Raw genomic sequence first — 19923 nt, 5'->3', positions numbered from 1 at the left:
GCGAGTCGTCCGGTCGTCCGCCGCTAACGTGGAGATCGTTCGCGGCCCTCCGGAGTGGAGTGCGATCACCGCGCTCGATCTGCAACGCATCGGGAGGGGAGGGCGTGTGCCCGGCATCAGAAGAACGAACAGCTTCCGGCGCCTCCTGACGGTCGTCGCCCTCGGCACGGTGCTCGCGATCCTCGCAGCGTGCACGCCGCGGCCGGAGCCGACCCCCTCGGGCGGCCCGGCTCCGGTGCCGCTGCCGTCGGCGGACACCGGCCTCTCGACCTACCTCGACGGTTCCTCCTACCTGCGCGGTGTGAATCTGTACACGCTCCAGCAGCAGCGGGCGATCGCGACCTCGCGGGTGGAGCCCGACAACCAGGCGACGTACGACTACCTCGCCGGCCGGGGAGTCTCGATCATCCGCCTCGCCGTGCCGTGGCAGCGACTGCAGCCCTGGAAGCCGGGCGACGACGTCCGCGCAGCCCTGGACGCCCCCGTCGATCCCGCGTACCTGGATCTCCTCGAGGAGCAGGTCGAGCGCGCAGGTACGGCCGGGATCCGCCTCGTCCTGGACCTGCACAACAGCTGCGCCTTCCCCTGGGGCACCGGTCCGGTGCCGAAGGGAACGATCTACTGCGGCGGCGACCTGACGACCGATGACGTGATCAAGGTCTGGAGGGCGATCTCGGACCGCTTCAAGGACGATGAGCGCGTCGCCGCCTACAACCTCTTCAACGAGCCGCGCGGGAGCCTGACCGGGTCCTCCACGTACTTCGGGTACATGCAGGCGGTCGTCGACGACCTACGGAAGCGGGGCGACGCGCACGCGATCTGGATCGACTCCATCCTCCTGTCGAGCTTCGCCGAGGATGCGCCGGACGGTCCGCCGATCAGCGACCCGCAGAACGCGATCGTCTACTCCCAGCACTTCTACCTGCACGACGGCACACGCAAGAGCCTCCTCACGCGGATCACGTCCTTCGCGAAGTGGTGCTCCGGATTCGGCGTCCACTGCACGATCGGCGAGCTCGGCTGGCAGTCAGAGTCCGGCGACGAGGACCGCGAGAGCTTCGAGCTCGCCTATCGCATCGCGGATCGCTATCGTCTCGACGTCACCTACTTCGCCGCGACGAGCGTCGAGGATCCGAAGGGGCTCATCGCCTACTCCGCGAAGCCGGGGAGCTCGACGATCTCGGTCCGGCATTCTCAGGCGTCGGTCATCGAGGCGCACCCCTCCGGTTGAGGGGCGCGCCCCTCCTCGGTGCTCCGCCGGCCGACGCCGCCCTCAGTTCTGGCAGGCCAGGTTCGACACCCCTGCCGCGCCCGGATCATTGTCGCAGCCGACGATGTTGCCGTGCACGTCAACGGTCATCCGCGCGAAGTACCCGCTCGGTGCCGTCCCGAAGCTGTTGCCGAACACCTCGTTGTCCCAGCCGAAGGCGTTCTCGGAGGCGTAGACCTGGATCCCGTCGCGGTGCGCGGTGACCACGGTGTTGCCGGTCACGACCCAGGAGTTGCCGAGGATCACGAGCGGCGAGAGGTGGTCGGCGCCCATCCCGGTGCTATCGACCGAGTTGTCCACGATCCAGCCGTCGAAGGTGCCGGCCTTCGCCTCGATGGCCTCGGAGGTCGTGTTGGTGATCGTGTTCCCGGCGATCATGTTGCGGTTCGACGCGTCGGGGAGGCACTCGCTGTAGGTGCAGCGGTTCTCCTCGGCCGTCCCCACGTAGATCCCCTCGCCGAAGAGCGGGCGGACCCGCCCCGTCCGGTCGATCGTGTTCCCGGAGACCACGCTGTCGATCGTCGTCGAGCGGAGGTGGATGCCCTCGTCGCCGATGTTCTGGATCTTCAGGTGCGAGACGACGACGTGGTCGCTGCCGACCACCATCACGCCCTTCGTCGAGTTGCGGACGGTGAAGCCGACCAGCTTCACGTGGCTGACCGACGAGACGAGCAGCGCGCGCGCCTCGGAGGTCGAGCCCGCGTCGAGCACCGCGTCGCGACCGCCGCAGATCCAGACCGGCGCTGCTGCCGTCCCCGACTTCGAGACGGTGAAGGAGTCTGTGTAGACGCCCGCCGCCAGCCGGATCACGGTGCCGGGCTTCGCCGCGCTCAGCGCCGCCTTGAGCTGGGCGCTGGTAGAGACCGTCACCGTCGCCGCCGGGCAGTCGGCGAGCGCCGGGCTCTCGATCACCGGCATCGCCGGCGCCGTCAGCGACGCGGTCGGTGTGCCGGGAGACTCGTTCCCGCTGGTGTCCACCGCGATCACCTTGTACTTGAAGCGCCCGCTCGGAGTGAGCCCCGCGTCGTAGTAGTTGGTCGCTGTCACCAGGGCGCTCTGCACCGGCGTCCAGGTGCTGCTCGTCGTCGGCGTCCGCAGCAGGCGGTAGCCGGCGACGTCGGAGTCCCGGCTCGCGGTCCAGCTGATCCGCGCGCCGGTGCCCTCGGGACCGACGACGAGGCCGGTGGCCGCGGCCGGCGCCGTGACGTCGGGGACGACGAACGCGTCGAGGGTGATGTTGCGGCCGATCGCCTCGTCGCTCTTCGTCCCCGTGCGCACCACCCGGATCGTGTGCACGGCGTCGCGGAGCCCCGCCACCCGGTAGACGGTCTGCTGGTACAGCGTGGTCGAGGAGTAGAGGTCGACAGAGGCGACCTTCTTCCCGTCCAGGAAGACCTCGGCGATCCCCGAGGACGAGTTCTTCCGTGCGATCCAGGAGACGCCGGTGCCGGTGAAGGAGAGCTCGGCGTACCCCGCGGTCGTCAGCTGCGAGTAGCTGCCCGCGCTGTCCACGGGCGACGTGGCGACGCCCCAGGTCCCGGACAGCGTCACGGCGGAGGAGTCGTTCTCGTAAGTGCCCGGGGAGACCGCGTTCTGCGGCATGGTCACCGAGGCGCTCGCGCTGCGCGCGGACGTGTTCCCCGCCCAGTCGACGGCGACGATCTGGTAGCTGTAGCCGGCGCCGGGCTGCAGTCCGTCGTCGAGGTGGTCGGTCCCTGTGACGCCCGCGGTCGGGGTGAGCAGGGTCCAGGTCGACGAGCCGGAGGGGGCGCGGTAGACCCGGTATCCGGTCACGTCCTTCTCGGGGCTCGCGGTCCAGCTGATCCGGGCGCCCGTCCCCTCCACGGCGGCGGACACGCCCGTCGGGGTCGAGGGCGCGGTGACGTCGGCCACGACGAGGGAGTCGAGGGTGATGTTGCGGCCGATCGCGCCGGCGTTTTTGGTGCCGGTGCGGACGATCCGCAGCGTGTGCGCGGTGTCGGCGAGTCCGTCGATCCGGTAGACGGTCTGCCGGTACTGGGTGGAGGCGGAGTAGAGGTCGACGGTGTCGACGGAGCGGCCGTCGAGGAGTACCTCGGCGATGCCCGACGACGAGTTGCGCCGGGCCGTCCAGCTGATGCCGGTGCCCTCGAAGGACAGCTCGGCGTAGCCGGCGGTGGTCAGCTGCGCGTAGCTGCCGCCGCTGTCCATCGTCGAGGAGACGGTGGTCCAGGTGCCGGTCGTGGTGATCGCGGAGGATCCGTTCTCGTACAAGCCGGGTGGGACGGCGCGGAGCGCCATCGTCGTGCTCGTGGCGGCGGTGCGCGCGGAGGTGTTCCCCGACGCGTCGAACGCGGCCAGCTGGTACGAGTAGGTCACTCCCGGCTGCAGATCGCTGTCGACGTGACTGGTTCCGCTGACGCCTTCCGCGGGGCTGATCCGCGCGAAGGTCGAATCCGTGGCGCGGTAGACCTCGTAGCCCGCGACGTCCGGCTCCGGGCTCGCCGTCCAGCTGATCCGCGCACCGGTGCCCTCCTGCGTCGCGGTGACGTCCGTCGGCGGCGACGGCGCCGTGACGTCGGGCACGACGAATGCGTCGAGGGTGATGTTGCGCCCGCTCGCCGCCTCGCTCTTTGTCCCCGTGCGCACCACGCGGAGGGTGTGCGTCGTGTCGGTCAGTCCGTCGACCCGGTACGCGGTCTGCCGGTACTGCGTGGACGCCGAGTACAGGTCGACTGTCGCCACGGAGACGCCGTCGAGGAGCACCTCGGCGATGCCGGACGAGGCGTTCTTCCGAGCGAGCCAGGAGACGCCGGTCCCGGTGAAGGAGAGCTCCGCGTAGCCCGCGGCACCGAGCTGCGAGTAGGTGCCGCCGCTGTCCATCGATGAGGAGACCACGGTCCAGGGACCGGAGCGGGTGACGGCCGCGGAGTCGTTCTCCCAGGTGCCGGGGAGGACGGCGGCGATCGCGGTCGTCACCGCGGCGAAGGCGCTCCGCACCGAGGTGTTCCCCGAGCCGTCGAAGGCGACGACCTGATAGCGGTAGCCGGTGCCCGGCTGCAGCGACTCGTCGAGGAGGCCGAGCTCGGTCGTGCCGGAGGCGGGCGTGATCTCCGTCCAGGCGGCGTCGGCGCCGACCGCTCGGTAGACACGGTAGCCGATGGTGTCCGCGTCGGCGCTCGCGGACCAGGAGACGCGCGCTCCTGTCGACTCGGGGACCGCGGAGACGTCGGCGGGAGTCGCCGGCGCGGTGATGTCGGGGATCACGAAAGAGTCGAGGGTGATGTTCCGGCCGATGGCGCTGTCGTTCTTCGTGCCGGTGCGCACGACTCGGAGCGTGTGCACGCCGTCCGCGAGCCCGTCGACCCGGTAGGCCGCCTGCCGGTACGCGGTCGTCCCCGCGTAGAGGTCGACGGTGGCGACCGTCGTCCCATCGAGGAGCACGTCCGCGGTTCCGGAGGACTGGTTCTTCCGGGCGATCCAGGAGACGCCGGTGCCGGTGAAGGAGATCTCGGCGTAACCGGCGGCGCCCAACTGTGAGTAGGAGCCGCCGCTGTCCATCGACGACGCGACGGCGCTCCACCCGCCGGAGAGCGTGACGGCGGCGGAGTCGTTCTCGTACGTCCCCGGCGCGACGGCGTTCTGCGGCAGAACCACCGAGGCGGTAGCGCTGCGAGGCGACACGTTGCCGGCCGCGTCGACCGCCGCTACCTGATACGAGTAGCCGCCGCCGGGCGCCAGTCCCTCGTCGAGCAGATCGGTGCCGCTCACCCCGCGGTCGTCGGTCAGCCGTGCCCACTCAGTGCTGCCGCTCGCCGAACGGAACACCTGATAGCCGGCGACGTCGCTCTCGGGGGACGCCGTCCAGCCGACCCGCGCGCCCGTTCCCTCCGCGGTTGCAGTGACGCTCGTCGGCGCGGACGGGGGAGTGATGTCCGAGACGACGACGGAGTCGAGGGTGATGTTCCGGCCGATGGCGCTGTCGTTCTTGGTGCCCGTGCGCACGATGCGGAGGGTGTGCTCGCCGTCCGCGAGGCCGTCGACGCTGTAGACCGCCTGCCGGTACTGGGTGGCCGGCGAGTAGAGATCGACGGTGGTGACCTTTGATCCGTCGAGGTAGACGTCCGCGAAACCGGAGGACTGGTTCTTCCGCGCGGTCCAGGCGATGCCGGTCGCCGCGAAGGTGATCTCGGCCGCCCCGGCCGTCGAGAGCTGCGCATAGGTCCCGCCGCTGTCCATCGACGAGGCGACCGTGTTCCAGGTGCCGGTCAGCGTCAGGGCGGGGGAGTCGTTTTCGTACGTCCCCGGGGTCGAGGCGGAGCCGACCGCGGAGGCCGGAGCGGCACCGAACGGCACCAGCCCGACCGCGAGTGCCGCGGCGAGGACGAGGGCGAGCGGTGCACTGCGTCGGGCACGTCGGAGCATGGGCCTCTGCCTTCGGCGAGGGGCGGAGCCGCGGCTCCTCCGCGGTGCGGCGTGGAGGATCGGGAGGGCGGCCACCCGGGGGATGGGATGCGCTCACCGTAGAGAGGCGACTCACCGCCCCGGCCGAAGTGAACAAAGCCCCGCCACCGGGCCCCCCGAACGCGGCTCCCGGTCCGCGCTCGCGCGCCGTCCGTCCGCCTCGGAGCGACATCGCGTCGCGTCCGGGCACGCGGAAGCGGCCGCCGTCCGGAAACGACGGCCGCGGCCGTCTGCAAGGCCGGGCGCTACGGGGTGGTGCTGATCTGCGCCGAGTACTTCGCCTCTGTCGCCGCCTTCTGCGGACGCCACCAGTCCTCGTTCTCGCGGTACCACTGCACCGTAGCGGCGAGACCCGACTCGAAGTCGGTGTAGCGCGGCTCCCAGCCCAGCTCCGTGCGCAGGCGCGTGGAGTCGATTGCGTAGCGGAGGTCGTGGCCGGGCCGGTCGGTGACGTGGTCGAAGGCGTCGGCGCCCTGGCCGAACTCCTCCAGGATCAAGGTCACGACCTCGAGGTTGTTCTTCTCGCCGTCCGCGCCGATCAGGTACGTCTCGCCGATGGCGCCGCGCTCGATGATCGCCCAGACGCCGCTGTTGTGGTCGTCGACGTGGATCCAGTCGCGGACGTTCTCGCCGGCGCCGTAGAGCTTGGGCCGGACGCCGTCGATGACGTTCGTGATCTGCCGGGGGATGAACTTCTCGACGTGCTGGTACGGCCCGTAGTTGTTCGAGCAGTTCGAGATCGTCGCCTTCACGCCGAAGGAGCGGACCCACGCGCGCACGAGCAGGTCGCTGCCGGCCTTCGTCGAGGAGTAGGGGCTGGAGGGGTTGTACGGCGTCTGCTCGGTGAACTTCGCCGGGTCGTCGAGCTCGAGGTCGCCGTAGACCTCGTCGGTCGAGATGTGGTGGTAGCGGACGTCGTGCTTCCGCACGGCCTGCAGCAGGGTGAAGGTGCCGATGATGTTGGTCTCGAGGAACGGCGTCGGGTCGTTCAGCGAGTTGTCGTTGTGCGACTCCGCGGCGAAGTGCACGACCAGGTCCGCATCGGCGACCAGGCGGTCGACCAGCTCGGCGTCGGCGATGTCGCCCTCGACGAACGTGATCCGGTCGGCGACCGGGGCGAGGGAGGCGCGGTTGCCCGCGTAGGTGAGCTTGTCCAGCACGGTGATCCGCGCGTCGGGCCGCTCGCGGAGGGTCAGGTGGACGAAGTTGCTGCCGATGAAGCCGGCTCCGCCGGTGACGAGGATTCGCACGAGTGCTCCTGCTGTGAGTGGGAGGGACGGGGGCCGGGGCTTCCAGCAGGGACGTTACCGCACCACGAGCGGACGCCCGGACGGCACCGCGGCGCCCACCGGCCGGGAGAGGTCCACCCGGCGCGGGCGACGTCCCGCGCACGCGGACCCGTGATGCCGCGCCCCGGGGCCGTTCTCCGGGCGACGGCTCCTACGGTTCTCTGCGGCGCGGATCCGCGTCCCGGAGGACGGAGGACGGCAGCCATCATGCGACCCCTCGCCGACCTCCCGCTCGCCGCCGCCGTCGGCCTGGTCCACGCCCTCGTGGACGACCTCGCCCGCAGCGCGGGGATCCGCGCTCTCTTCCTCAAGGGCCCGATCGCCGATGCGCACCGGATCCGCCGTCCTCATCCCTCCAGCGACGCGGACGTCCTCGTCGCCCCGGGCGATGCGGACCGCCTCCTCACCCTGCTCGGCGAGCGCGGCTGGTCGGTCCGGCCGGGGTCCGCCGCGCACCGGGCGTTCGTGACCCACTCGATCACCCTCCTCCACGCTTCCTGGCCCTGCGATATCGACGTGCACACCAGCTGGCCCGGCTTCTTCGTCGATCCGCAGCTCGCCTTCGAGGTGCTCTGGCGGACCCGCTGCGAGGTGGTCGTCGCCGGAGTGCCGGTGCGGGCGATCGGCTTCGACACGTCCGTCGTCGTCTCCGCCCTGCACAGCCTGCGCTCGCCGTATCAGCAGCGGAGCGAGGAGGAGCTCGAGGAGCTCGTCGCGGTGGTGGCGGCCCGGCGCAGGGAGGAAGCGGTGGTCGCTCGAGCCGCGGAGCTCGGCTGCCTGGAGCCGATCGCCCCCTTCCTCGTGCGGATCGGCGCGACCGTCGCGCTGCCCGCCCGGCCGAGTCGGCAGTACGCGCTCTGGCGGCTGCGCACGCGGCGGCCGAGCAGGACGGCCGACTGGCTGCTGGCGATCGACCAGGCGCCGACGCTCGCGGAGCGTGTCGTCCTGCTCCGGCGAGCGCTCCACCCCGCCGGCCAGGACCTGGTGATCGACCACCCTCTGCTCCCGCCGACCGCCTCGGCCCGCCTGTCGATCCGTGCGCGGCGCTTCGCGGCCGCGGCTCGTGCGCTCCTGCCCGCGATCCGGGACCTCGTCGCCGTGCGCCGCGCCTTCCGGGCGGACGCCGACGCGGCCGCTGCTCCGCGGCTCGCGCCCGGAGGAACCGCTCCCGTCGGCGGAGCTCCCGTGCCGGCGCCCGGCACCGAGCGGACAGCTCCGGCGACAGGGCAGGTCGTCGACGGCGCGCGGACGTTTTGCGGGCGGTCCGTGACGGGGTCCCGCGTGGCGGCGATGGCGACGCCGCAGGGCCTCTACCTCCTGCCCCTCGGTGCGCCCGCGGGGGCGCAGCCGGTCGTGCTGCAGGGGGCGGCGCGGCTGCTCTGGGAGCGGTTCTCCGCTCAGGACGCGCGCTCGCGAGCAGGGGCCGACGCAGTCGTGCGCGCCACGGACGACCTCGGTGACGTGCTCGCCGACGGCCGGCGGGCGGAGATCGAGCAGCTCCTCGACGAGCTGGTCGAACTCGGCCTCCTGGCGTCCTGACCGCGGGGAGCCGGCGACACCACCCGGGGGATCGGCGACCAGACCGGGGGACCGGCGGCCCGACCCGGGGGAGGGCCGGCGGCGCGTCAGCGCACGGAGAGGAAGCGCCCCCGGCCGCCCGCGACGACGCCCCGGAGGATCGTGCCGGCCGTCGCAACCCGGCCCCATCGCAGGCCCCGGGCCGCCAGCGCGGCGCAGTAGATCCCGCGGTTCAGCGCGAAGACGGTGCTGCCGCGGCGCCCCTCCGTCCGGGCCAGCTCGAGGTCGAGCGCCGTCCGGTTCCGGACGGCGAGGTAGAGCTCGCGGGAGTTCGAGGAGTGCAGGAGCACGTCGGTCGCCGACGCGCGCTCGGCCGCGCTCCGGCACCGGTCGAGTTCATCGATCCGACTCAGGGGGTGCAGGTTGAGGGTGAAGCCGGCCCGCGTGATCCGCCGCGTCCAGTCCCGGTCGTCACCCCGGAGCACGAACTCCTGACGCGGCGGCTCCACCTCCACGAGCGCGGCCCGGGAGACCAGCAGGCCGCCGTAGGGCGCGATCGGAACCACGATCGGCTCCTGCGGGCGCGCCCCGCAGCGGCCGCAGGCCCCGCGCCGGAGGAGTCGGCGCACGTCGTTGTCCAGGAACCGGCCGGGGCTCGGGAACACCTCGGCGGCGGGCCGACCCGTGACGAGCTGGGACTGGTAGAAGTCGGTCTCGCGCAGACTCGCGTGGCAGGCCCTCGGATCGAGCGCCAGGGGAGAGGCCAGCAGCACGGCGAGTGCGTCCGGCCGCGGCGCGGTGTCGTCCTCGAGGAGCCAGGCGTAGTCCAGCTCCTGCGTGCGGCAGTGCTCGATCGCGGCCCGGAAGCCGCCGGCGGTGCCGAGGTCGTTCGGAAGGACCGTGGCGCTCACGCGGGCGTCGAGGCCCGCCGGGAGCAGTCCGCGCAGCACGCGCTCCTGGCCGCCGTTGCCGCTGAAGACGACGTGCACCGAGTCGGCGCCGGCCTGCAGAGCCGCCTCGACGACGCGGGCGAGTGTCGCCGTGCGCCTTCCGGTGGACACGGTCACGGCGATGACCCGGGGTTCGGTGCCGTCGAGGCGTCGGAGCATGGCGGTGGTCTCTTCTTCGGTGAGGGGCGGGAGCGCGGGGCGGACGCCGAGAGCGGCGCCGCCTCGAGCGAGGAGGACAGGAACAGCACCGTACACGAGAAAATGAGGTGTGCTCGCTATTGCGGGAGATTCTCTCAGTTCCGCCCGTGCCGCGCACCGCAGCCCGCCCGATCGCCCGTGACCCGTGACCCTCGTTCGGCGAGGACGACGTCGAGCACCCGCTCCGCGTAGGTGCTCCATTCGGTGATCGACGTCGCCGCGGTGCGCGCCGACTCCGCGATCGCCAGCCGGGTCGCGCGATCGAGCGGCCGCACCCTGCTGAGCGCTTCCCGGAGCGCCAGGACGTCTCCCGCGGGCAGGACCGTGCTGTGCCGCGGGTCGAGAAGGGCGGAGGCGCCGTTGGCGTCGGTCGTGATGACCGGGAGCCCGGAGGCCGCGGCTTCGGCGACGACCAGGGAGCAGGCGTCCTCCAGCGTCGGGAGGACGAAGGCGTCGGCGGCCCGGAACTCCCGCGCGAGCTCGTCCGCGGAGAGCGGGCCGGTGACGATCACGTTCGGCGGGGCACCGCGGAGCAGGCGCCGATCGAAGACTCCGCCGGCCAGGACGAGGTCCACCGGCAGTCCTCGAAGGGCTTCGAGGAGCTGGGGGATCCCCTTGCGGTGCGAGAGGTGGGCCGCGCAGACGACTCGTCGCCGCTCGGGGTCGCGATCGACGGACGGTCCGTCGGGGGTGAAGCCGGTCAGGCTCACGCCGTAGGGGATCTGCACGATCTTCGCGCGATCGACGCCGTACCGGGCCATCTGCTCCGAGACGATCGCCGAGGGGGTGAGGACGATGTCGGCGAGCCGCAGCTCCTTCTCGATCCGGCGCACGAGGCGCCCGGGGTAGCGCTCGTCCCAGGTCCGGCGGCGGGAGAAGTGCCGGAGGAGCTCGCCGTTGTGCGCGCGCGGATGCGCGTCGACGGCGTGGAGGACCCGCCGGGCGTCGGGGTGGGCGCGGAAGAGCGCGAGGCAGGCGCCCGGGAAGCCCAGCACGACCGCGCCTTCGGGGAGCTCGACAGCAGCCGCCGCCCGGTCGAAGAGGACCTTGGAGAGGTAGGACGCCCGCAGTGCGAGACCGGGACAGGGCAGCCGGAGACCCGCGCGGAGCACCGTCTCGGCCAGATGCGACACCTGCTCGACCCGGTGGGGACGGGACGCGGCGTAGCCGTCCCGGAGGACGCGCATCCGCCGCCCGAAGGTCGTGCGGGCTGCAGCGGACGGGAGGGGGAGCGACGCGGCGAGAGCGACGAGCCTCGTCCGCGGGAGGATCTCTGCGGCCAGAGCCCCACGGGACGCCGCGCCGGCGACCAGGGCCCTGGCCGCCCCCTCGGAGTACGGGCTCGCGACGACGAGTTCGCGTCTCGGCGGCGTCATCGCAGCATCGCCCGGAGCTCCTCGCCGATGCGGCGCACGAACTCGGTCCGCGAGAAGGCCGCCGTGGAGTGCTCGCGCGCGGCCCGTCCGAACGATTCGACGGCGGCGCGATCCACCCCCTCGAGGGCCGCGACCCACTCCTCCACCGCGCCGGGGGCGAGCGTGCGCCCGGTGACTCCGTCCAGGACGATCTCCGGCAGCCCGCCGGAGCGGCTGACGAGGGCTGCTCGTCCGGCTGCGGCGGCCTCCAGGGCGATCGTCGGCAGGGGATCGGGCGACGTGCTGGGCACGACGACGACGTGAGCCGCGTCCAGCACTCGCCGCACGTCCTCGCACTCGCCGCGCACCTCGACGGACTCGCCGTTCCGCATGCCCGCCACGATGCCGGGGACGTCCACTCCGGCCCCGCAGACCGGAGGCCCGCCGAGGACGATCAGCCGCACATCTCGGCGCTGGAGGCGACTCCACACCCGGAGGAAGTGCTCGTGGCCCTTCCACGCGTTCCACCTGCTCGCCAGGACGAAGACGAGTTCGTCTCCCTGCGGGAGCGGGACCGGCGGTGCGCTCTCGAATCCGTTGTGGACGACGGTCGACCGTCTCCGGTTCGAGGCGGTCAGCGTGTCCGCGACCGCTCGGCTCACGACGACGAGGCGGTCCGCCGAGCGGAACAGCAGGCAGAGAACCAGGCGCTCGATCCCTCGACTGTGCTCGTGCAGGTGCAGGAGGGTCGGTGCACCGAGGAGGCGAGCGATGGGCAGCACGAGCGCGAGCGCGGCGGTGTTCACGTAGACGAGTGCCGGATCGAGTTCGCGGATCGCCCGGCCGGTCGCTGCGGTCCGCCGCAGGAAGGAGAGGAGGTGGCGCGGGCGGAGGTAGGCGCGCCGGAGCACGGGGAGCGGCATGCGGCGCACGGTGACACCGCGTTCCTCGAGCAGGCGGGTGAGGGGGCGAGCGGGGTAGTCCAGGTCGTCCGGGAGCCAGACTTCGGCCGTCACGTCCTCGGGGACCGCTCGCAGCGCCTCGAGGAGGACCCGATCGGCGCCGTAGGTCTCGTCGGAGGGATGGAGGAACAGGATCGTTCGCGGACAGGACGCCGCGGCCGGAGGGCGGGGACGGCGTCGCCGGCCGACGGACCCGCTCACCGGCTCGCCAGCGGGCGGCGGTGGGCGCGCGGACGGGGCGACCGTGCCGATGCGCCGTCCACCAGCCCGGCGAGGGTCTCCTCGTAGGCGGAGCAGACCGCGTCCCAGGTGTAGTGCTCGCGGGCGCGCTCGCGGGCCGCGTCGCTCGTGGCGCACTGCTCGTCGGGGGAGAGGAGCATCCGCCGCACCGCCGCGGCGATCGACGGAGCGTCCGGTGCGACGAGCACGCCGCCCTCCCCGAGCACCTCCCGGTTGTAGACGGTGTCGCGGGCGACCGTCGGAGCGCCGCAGGCCATGGCCTGGACCAGCGCGGGATTGGTGCCGCCGACGCTGTGACCGTGGAAGTAGGCGCCGGCGTGCTGCCAGAGCGAGAAGAGCCGGGCGTCGTCGCGGAGGTGACCGAGGTGGTGGATGCGCTCGTGGGAGGCCGCCAGGCGAGCGGCCCGCTGATCCAGCACGCCGCCGCAGCCGGTGGAGCCGACGATGACGACGTCGTGGGTGCGCGCGATCGCGGGAGCGGCGGCGAAGAACTCCTCGACGGTGTTCTCGGGCACGAACCGCGAGACGAGGAGGGCGTACGACCGGTGCCGGAGCCCGGGCTCCACGGGCAGGTCGGGCGGGACGTCTCCGCCGTAGGGCAGGAAGACGCCGTCGCGCTGGAGGTCGGTGCCCCAGCGCCGGGCGATCTCGTGCGAGTCGAAGGCGAGCTCGGTGGCGTGCGCCGCGGTCATCCGCGCGCCCCTCCGGAAGACGGACCGCGCGAGAGGCCCCCACTTCTCCCGCTCCCACTCCATGCCGTCCACGTTCACGAGGGTGGGGATGCCGGCTTGCTCGAGCAGGGGGAGGAAGAGGCCGTTCGCGGCGTTCATGACGAGTGCGACGTCGGGAGTGCGTCGCACCGCGTCGCGGGTGGCGCTCAGCCCGTGGCTCAGCGTGCTCAGCGACCGGGAGTCCCAGCCGGAGGTGACGACGGTGCGGACGCGCGGGTCTCGGCCCTCGGCGTCGTCGACGGTCGCTCCGGGGCGCCCGTAGACGGTGACGTCCCAGCCTGCGGCGACGAGGTGGGGGGCGAGCCGGCGGACCGCGGTCTCGAAGCCGCCGTAGTAGCTGGGGTAGCCGCGCGTGCCGATGACGGCGAGGGATTTCGGCATGGCGGGGACGCTATTCGCGCGGGACCGGGCGTCGACCCGGAGGGGCGTGTTCGTCGGGGAACTGGCGCGCAGCGCCGCTCGGACCGCGTCACACGCGCCGGAATCGACGCAGGTGGCGCAGGATGCGCGTCAGCGTCGACCGGCGACGAAGACCCACGTAGGCGCTCGGCGAGACGGCGATGAGGGCGAGTGCGGCCGCGACGGCGACGTGCCCGTCGCGGACGGTGCGGAGGACGTCGCTCGCTCGGACGTCGGCCGAGACCTCCCGCTCGATCGTGCGTCCGGCATCGCCCTCGGACGGGTGCTCGGCGACGTGGTTCAGGGCCGACAGGTGGGCGACCCGCGCCGTGTAGGAGCTGACCGAGGGGTGCGCGGCGAGCAGGGGGAAGTCCGCCTCGAGCAGGCGCACGACGTGACGGACGTTCCTCGAGAGGTCCAGGAGGTCGACCCGCAGTCCGTCCGTGATCGCGCCGGGGCGGACGGAGTAGACGTAGAGCTCGCGATCGACGAACGAGACGGTGCGCGCACGCGCGAGCAGGACTGCCATCAGCGCCGTGTCCTCGTAGGAGCGGGAGCGGGGGAAGCGGAGGCCGGCGTAGAGCTCGCGCCGGACGAGCTTGTTCCAGAGGAAGGCCCAGAGCCGGAACTCGAAGAGCTCGACCGCGGCGTCGCATCCCGTCCAGAGGCGGCCCCCGGTGTACGGCATCGCTCCGACGGGCAGCCGCTCGCCCGACTCGCCGACGGCGACCAGACCGGTGACGACGACGTCCACCTCGCCGGACATCGCATCGACCATCGCGGCGAGCATGTCCCGATGGACGTGGTCGTCGGAGTCGACGAACCAGACGGCGTCTCCGGAGGCGCGCTCGAGGATCGTGTTCCGCACCTCGGCGAGCCCGAGATTCGACTCGTGCGTCACCACCAGCACCGAGAACGCCGGAGGCGCGTCCGCGATCGATGCGCGGACCTTCACCATCGAGTCGTCGGGGCTCGCGTCGTCGACGACGATCACCTCCACCGTGCATCCGGGCGGCAGCGCGAGCGCCCACAGCGAGGAGAGGCACCGCTCGACGTACGCGGAGACCCCGTGGACCGGGACCCCGATCGTGACCGAGCGGGGACGCGCCGTGCTCGGGCGGGTCATCGGTGGCCGTTCGAGGCGCTGGCCCCGCCGCTCGCCCGGCCGGCGCCCTCGAGCAGCTGCTGGGCGGCCGCGAGCAGGTCCGGTGCCACCGAGTCCGCGGTGAAGGCACCGATCCCGCGCGCAGCGCGAGCGGTGAGGCGCTCCCTGAGCTCGGGCTCGTCGAGCAGTCGTCCGATCGCCTCGCTGAGCGCCGAGCGGTCGTCCCGAGGCACCATCAGCGCATCCACGCCGTCCTCGCAGAAGTCGTCGAAGCCGCTGCCGGTGGTGGCGACGAGCGGGGTTCCCACCGCCTTGACCTCGAGCGCCGCGTTCCCGAAGCCCTCCCAGCGTGAGGGACAGGTCACGACGGTGGCGGCCCTGATCGCGGCGAACACCCCGTCGCCTCCGACGTGGCCGAGGAACGTGAACCTGTCGCGGTGCTCGGCGGCGACCGTGTCGAGGAGCTCCGCCTCCGTCGGCTCGAGGAAGCAGAAGGCACCCGCGAAGACGAAGGAGACCTCCGGACGGGTCCGGGCCAGTGCCTCGAAGGCGTGCATCGCGGTCTCGACGCCCTTGCGCCGCTCGATGCGGCTGAGGAAGAGCACCACGGGACCCGGGCCGGGCGGCCAGCCCTCCGGGAGGTCGCCGCACCGCGCGCTCCGCTGCACCGTCGGCACGTCGATGCAGTTGCGGACGACGACCGAGGGCGGAAGCTCCGGAATCCGCGTCGAGTACCAGTCCCGGACGGCGCGGGAGATCGGGACGAGTCCGAGCGACCGTCTCATCTGGCGGGTCTCGAGGCGCTTCTGGAGCCCGATCAGGAGGCGCGTGCGGAGAGTCCGACCTTCCGTCGACCGGCCCGCGATCCAGTCCGCGATGCGGTAGCCGGTCGCGAGGTTCGTCACGAGCGGCGCGTGCCGGGGGAGCAGCGCCCCCAGGCCCTCCCACTCCGCGAGGAAGATCACGTCGTAGCGGGAGCGGCGGACGAGGGCGCGCAGGTGGAGCGCCCGTTGCAGGAGCCTGCCGACAGCGGGCCGGCGGCGCAGCCGGACGTACTCGAGGATCCGCACGCCCTCGGGATCGAAGCCGTCGAGAGGCGGGTCGCAGGAGAGGACGACGAGGTCGACCTCGACGCCCGCTCTGACCAGCGCCGGCAGGAGCGAGGCGAAGCCGCGCCCGATTCCGCCGGTGTAGGGCGTCAGCCCCGCGTACTCCGTGGTGGCGACCAGCCAGCGGCGCGTCGATGTCATCAGCACTCCTCGGTGTCCGCCGGGGGCGGGGTGTCCAGCGGCTCGCGGGACGCTACCAAGACGCTCGCCGCCACTGCGGCGTGCGGCGCGGTCTCCGGGGCTCTTGGCGCGGCGCGGCCGGAACGACCCGGCTCGTCGCCGGTCCGGCTGCTCCGGCGCGCCCGTCCTGCGCTGCTGGTGCAGCGGGGCCCGAGCTGCTCGAGTGGCGCTCGCCGTGGCCGACGCGGCGCGGAGGGACGGGCGGGAGGGCACGCGGCGGTGCCGGTTCCGACCGCGCTTCCGCGATGGTCAGCAGGAGGGCGAGCGCCGGGATGATCAGAGAGGCCGGCGCCGATTCGAGGAGGTTGAAGGCCGACGCCGCCACCAGGTACGCGACGAGCATCGCGGGGCCGGCCACCGCACCTCGGGTGATCGAGCAGATCAGGACGATCAGGAGGTGGGCCACGAGGAAGGTCGTGCCGATGACCCCGTAGCTGAACACCGTCTGCCACAGGCTGCTCTCGAGGACGTAGTTCCCCCCGCCGTTCTGCGCGAAGACGACCCCCGACAGTCCTCCTCCGGAGCCGAAGACGCCCGACTCCGTCGGCAGCACCTTCAGACCGATCCGGAGGACCAGGTCGCGGACGTCCGCGGACCGTGCGCCCTCCTCCGTCTCGGAGCGGGGGTCGAGGGCCTGAGCGCCCACGGTCGACACGATCACGAGGAGAGGGGCGAACGCGACTATCAGTCTGACGAGCCGGCTGCCCGTGAGGCGGAAGACGGTCACGCCGCCCGCCACCAGGACGCCGACCGCGATCGCGACCACGGCGCTGCGTGATCCGGAGAGCAGCACTCCGGCGCAGCAGGCCGCGAAGCCGAGGAGGGCACCCGGCCGTCCGCCCTTGAGGAACAGCCCGAACGCGAGGGATCCGACCGACGCGAAGAAGGTGCCGTTCACCAGGGGGTGCCCGAGCGTCGTCATTATCCGGTAGACGCTCCACTTCTGCGTGAGCGGGAACGGAGCGGAGGCGAAGATCTCGGCGTAGAGGTTCGACCGCGTCGTGAACTCGACCGTCCCGATGATCGCGAGGACGACCGACACGAGGAGGAGGGCGGTGGTCAGCGGCCGGAAGACCGAGGGGTCGCTCATCCACAGCGGTAGGGCGATCAGCGCGATGACGACGACGGCCGTCCAGGAGACGATCGTCTCGATCTGCCCCTGCGGCCGGAGGACGGGGATCACCAGTGCGTAGACCGTGAACGCGATCGGCGCCATCAGCCGGGTCCTGCGGAGCCAGTGCGGTGGCGGAGCTCCGGTCGCGATCGCCAGGAGTGCCGCGAGGACGATGATCGGACTGAGGATCGGGAACGGCGCGGGCAGCGCCAGGTAGTCGAACGGGACGACCGCGTAGAGGACGAGGACGAGCGTCAGGGCGGCGGCCGGCGGGAGCAGGCGGGCGACGATCAGCACGCAGGCCGCCGCAGCGGCGAGCGCCGGGATCCGGAGCTCGCCGGTGACGACCGCGACCACCACGGCGCCGAGCAGGAGGACCGCCAGAGCGGGGAGCCAGACGGCGTTCGAGCGCTGCGCGGGTGGTCCGCCCGGGAGCGAGGACTCCGCGTGACCGTGCCGCTGCAGTGGCGGCGGTCGTCGTGGAGACCGTGCGAGCGATCGGCGGTGCGAGCCGGGGGGAGGTGGTGTCATGGCGGGTCACCTCAGGGGTCGGGGGGTGTCACGGATGGTCAGCTGTAGCGGGGGAGCGCGGCGCAGAAGCCTGCGGCGCCGATGAGCACGCCGGCCGCGAGGCAGCCGGAGACGCGCAGGAGGCCGGAGCGGCCGATGTCCTGCCCGACGTGCGGCAGGCGGCCGGCGAGGGCGACGGCGTCGCGGAGGACGGCGGCGCACGCGCCCGCGAGCAGATCGGCGGCAACGGCGAATCCGGCTCCGACGCTGAGAGCGACGCCGATCCAGTGCCACGGCACGAGCACGCTCGCGCGGCCCTGCACGATCAGGTACGAGGAGGCGCACCACAGGCAGGCGATCGGCGCGGAGGAGACGGAGAGGATCGGCACGATCAGCAGGGCGGGATGCCAGGAGGAGTCGAGGACGCGGCCGAGGACGAGGAGATCCAGGGCGACCATCGTCGTCTGGACGACCAGGGCGCCGACCGCCGCCTGCATCACGACGGAGCGGAGCACTGCGCGCCGCTCCTCGTCCGTCCGGGAGTTCGCCAGCCGGGCGCGGAGGACGTTCGCGAGTCCGAGGACGACGGCGTCCGAGACGGCGCGCGCGATCTGACTCGCGATCGAGTAGAGGCCGAGTGTCGTGGCTTCACCGAGGGCGGAGAGGACGATCCGCTCGGACTGGCCCTGCAGCCAGCCGAAGACGTTGCTCTGCAGGGTGGGGATCACGTAGTCCCTGAGCATCGGCCGTCGTGGCAGGTCGGGAGCCGGCAGCGTCCCCCGTCTCGAGAGCAGGAGGAGGAGGATCCCCTCGGTCACGCCGGTCTGGAGCGATCCCGCCGCGATGCCGAGGACGGGAGCGAGCGGGACGCACACGACGATCGAGGCGATGCTGCCGAGGGCCTGACCACGCGCGATCGAGGCCCAGCGTCCGTCGAACTGCGCCCGGGTCAGTGCGGGCAGGATCGCTCCGTGGAGCGCGGCGACGACGACGAACGGCAGGAGGGCGACGGCCTGCGCAGGGGACGCCGCTGACAGGGCCCAGAGCAGGCCGATCGCGCCCGCCATCGCCGTCGCGCCGCCGACGGAGACGACGGCGGCGGCGCGCCGGAGCTGGCGCGCACCTCCCTCCCTCCGCCACATCGCGACGCCGAGCGGGCGCACCGTGTTCTCCCCGATCTCCTGCAGGAGGGAGAGCGCGAGGAACGCCATCGCGTACACGCCTGCCTCCGCGGGCGACACGTGGACGGCGACGACGAGGCCGACCACCGCGCTCGTGCCGCGGGAGACGAGCCGCTCGAGGGCGGCGTTCGAGGAGCTCCGCGCTGTCGGGGAGCGCAGCAGTGCGGCGACGCGGTGGATCATCGAGCTCCGGGGCGGGGAGCCCCGGACTCCGTCGCGCAGCAGGACGTCCGGTCCATCGAGGGAGCCTCCCGATCGGGGATCACGACGGCAGGCGAGCCGCCGGGACACGGTAGGTCGCCCCGTTCCGCCCCGCCCCGCGTGGCGCGTCCCGGGGCGCGGATCGCCTGGTCCCGTGCAGCGGGCCCCCTCTCGGCGCGGTCCCTCCGTGCAGGAGCCGTCCGCCGGAGCGGTGCGCGCCCTCCGGGTGGTCACCACCGGTGGTCCCGTATCATTGCGGCGTTATGTCACGCATCTACGACTGCTCCGTCGACACGGACCTCCTGACCGGCACCCGTCTCGCGCGCACCGCGATCGGCCGGGGCGAGCTCGTCGTCCTGCCGACCGACACGGTCTACGGGATCGCGGCCAACGCGTTCGAAGATGCGGCGGTGCAGCGCCTGCTCGACGCGAAGGGGCGCACCCGCCAGTCGCCGCCGCCCGTGCTGATCGGCGACGTGGCCGCGCTCGACGCCCTCGCGGAGAACGTGCCCGAGGCCGTCCGCGAGCTGGCGAAGGCCTTCTGGCCGGGTGGGCTCACGATCGTGCTGCACGCGCAGCCCTCCCTCGTCTGGGACCTGGGCGAGACCCGGGGCACCGTCGCCCTCCGGATGCCCGACAACCCGGTCACCCTCGAGCTCCTCGCCGAGACGGGGCCGCTCGCGGTCTCCTCCGCCAACCGCACCGGCCGCCCGTCCGCCACCACCGCCCAGGAGGCGCTCGACCAGCTCGGCGACTCCGTCGACGTCTACCTCGACGCGGGCACCGCCGGCAGCCGCTACAGCGACCGACCGGTCGGCGCCAGCGAGTCCTCCACCATCGTCGACGCGACCGCGCTCAGCTTCGAGGGCGGCACCCTGCGCATCCTCCGCCAGGGCGTCGTCTCGGCCGAGAGCATCCGCGAGGTCGTCGGCGACCTCCTCCTCGACGGCGTCGCCACGGCTGAGGAGCCCGAGGCCCCCGCGCCGGTCGCGTCCTACGACGCCTCCACCGAGCTCAGCGACCCGACCGTCGAGGACGACGAGCCCGTCGCCGCCGAGGAGCAGCCCGCTCCCACGGCGCGACCGGACTGGGCGTCGCGCGCTCAGGTGCAGGACGAGCCGGCGGCGAGCGGCACCGCGCGCCCCGACTCCACCCCGGGTGAGTAGCC

General features: G+C 72.7%; 13 protein-coding genes. 3 read left to right on the top strand and 10 right to left on the bottom strand.

What is annotated here, in order from left to right; genetic code table 11:
* The first annotated feature begins 106 nt into the window (after window positions 1–106).
* The gene (locus tag MT351_RS16450; protein WP_243582688.1) at window positions 107–1231 is read left to right on the top strand and encodes a glycoside hydrolase family 5 protein; all 1125 of its coding nucleotides are present in this window, start codon (window positions 107–109) and stop codon (window positions 1229–1231) included.
* Between the two features lie 42 nt (window positions 1232–1273).
* Here MT351_RS16450 and MT351_RS16445 read toward each other — a convergent pair whose 3' ends face one another.
* Together MT351_RS16445 and rfbB are read right to left on the bottom strand one after the other, a co-directional pair.
* Window positions 1274–5674, bottom strand: a complete 4401-nt coding sequence (locus MT351_RS16445; RefSeq protein ID WP_243582687.1) for a fibronectin type III domain-containing protein — start codon at window positions 5672–5674, stop codon at window positions 1274–1276.
* Window positions 5675–5958: 284 nt separating this feature from the next.
* On the bottom strand, window positions 5959–6963 hold the full coding sequence (rfbB, locus tag MT351_RS16440) for a dTDP-glucose 4,6-dehydratase (protein WP_243582686.1): 1005 nt from the start codon (window positions 6961–6963) through the stop codon (window positions 5959–5961).
* Between the two features lie 246 nt (window positions 6964–7209).
* Here rfbB and MT351_RS16435 point away from each other — a divergent pair, with 246 nt between their 5' ends.
* Complete coding sequence (locus tag MT351_RS16435; RefSeq protein ID WP_243582685.1) at window positions 7210–8541, top strand: nucleotidyltransferase family protein; 1332 nt, start codon at window positions 7210–7212, stop codon at window positions 8539–8541.
* Window positions 8542–8627: 86 nt separating this feature from the next.
* Here the strand turns inward: MT351_RS16435 and MT351_RS16430 are convergent, their stop codons facing one another.
* From MT351_RS16430 to MT351_RS16395, 8 genes are all read right to left on the bottom strand, one after another.
* Complete coding sequence (locus tag MT351_RS16430) at window positions 8628–9629, bottom strand: glycosyltransferase (RefSeq protein ID WP_243582684.1); 1002 nt, start codon at window positions 9627–9629, stop codon at window positions 8628–8630.
* A gap of 134 nt (window positions 9630–9763) precedes the next feature.
* Window positions 9764–11044: a glycosyltransferase family 4 protein gene (locus tag MT351_RS16425; RefSeq protein WP_243582683.1), complete on the bottom strand. Its 1281-nt coding sequence runs from the start codon at window positions 11042–11044 to the stop codon at window positions 9764–9766.
* The gene (locus MT351_RS16420; protein WP_243582682.1) at window positions 11041–12039 is read right to left on the bottom strand and encodes a glycosyltransferase family 4 protein; all 999 of its coding nucleotides are present in this window, start codon (window positions 12037–12039) and stop codon (window positions 11041–11043) included. The genes MT351_RS16425 and MT351_RS16420 overlap by 4 nt, the downstream gene beginning before the upstream one ends.
* Window positions 12040–12182: 143 nt before the next feature.
* Window positions 12183–13337 carry a glycosyltransferase gene (locus MT351_RS16415; RefSeq protein WP_243582681.1) on the bottom strand — a complete coding sequence of 385 codons (1155 nt, stop codon included), beginning with the start codon at window positions 13335–13337 and terminating at the stop codon, window positions 12183–12185.
* Window positions 13338–13425: 88 nt separating this feature from the next.
* A complete protein-coding gene (locus MT351_RS16410; RefSeq protein WP_243582680.1) occupies window positions 13426–14481 on the bottom strand; it encodes a glycosyltransferase family 2 protein in 1056 nt (351 codons plus the stop codon).
* Window positions 14478–15710 (bottom strand): glycosyltransferase family 4 protein, encoded by a 1233-nt coding sequence (locus MT351_RS16405; RefSeq protein ID WP_243582679.1) that lies wholly within the window; start codon window positions 15708–15710, stop codon window positions 14478–14480. The genes MT351_RS16410 and MT351_RS16405 overlap by 4 nt, the downstream gene beginning before the upstream one ends.
* A 52-nt stretch (window positions 15711–15762) precedes the next feature.
* Window positions 15763–17394, bottom strand: a complete 1632-nt coding sequence (locus tag MT351_RS16400; protein WP_243582678.1) for a hypothetical protein — start codon at window positions 17392–17394, stop codon at window positions 15763–15765.
* Window positions 17395–17432: 38 nt separating this feature from the next.
* Entirely contained in the window at window positions 17433–18737 is a 1305-nt protein-coding gene (locus tag MT351_RS16395) for an oligosaccharide flippase family protein (RefSeq protein ID WP_243582677.1), read from the bottom strand.
* 281 nt (window positions 18738–19018) lie between these two features.
* Here MT351_RS16395 and MT351_RS16390 point away from each other — a divergent pair, with 281 nt between their 5' ends.
* Window positions 19019–19921: an L-threonylcarbamoyladenylate synthase gene (locus MT351_RS16390; protein ID WP_243582676.1), complete on the top strand. Its 903-nt coding sequence runs from the start codon at window positions 19019–19021 to the stop codon at window positions 19919–19921.
* Window positions 19922–19923 lie beyond the last annotated feature (2 nt).

The sequence above is a fragment of the Rathayibacter sp. VKM Ac-2926 genome (genome assembly GCF_022815565.1).
In the GTDB taxonomy this organism is placed as follows: domain Bacteria; phylum Actinomycetota; class Actinomycetes; order Actinomycetales; family Microbacteriaceae; genus Rathayibacter; species Rathayibacter festucae.
This window is presented reverse-complemented; position numbering and strand designations above follow the sequence as displayed.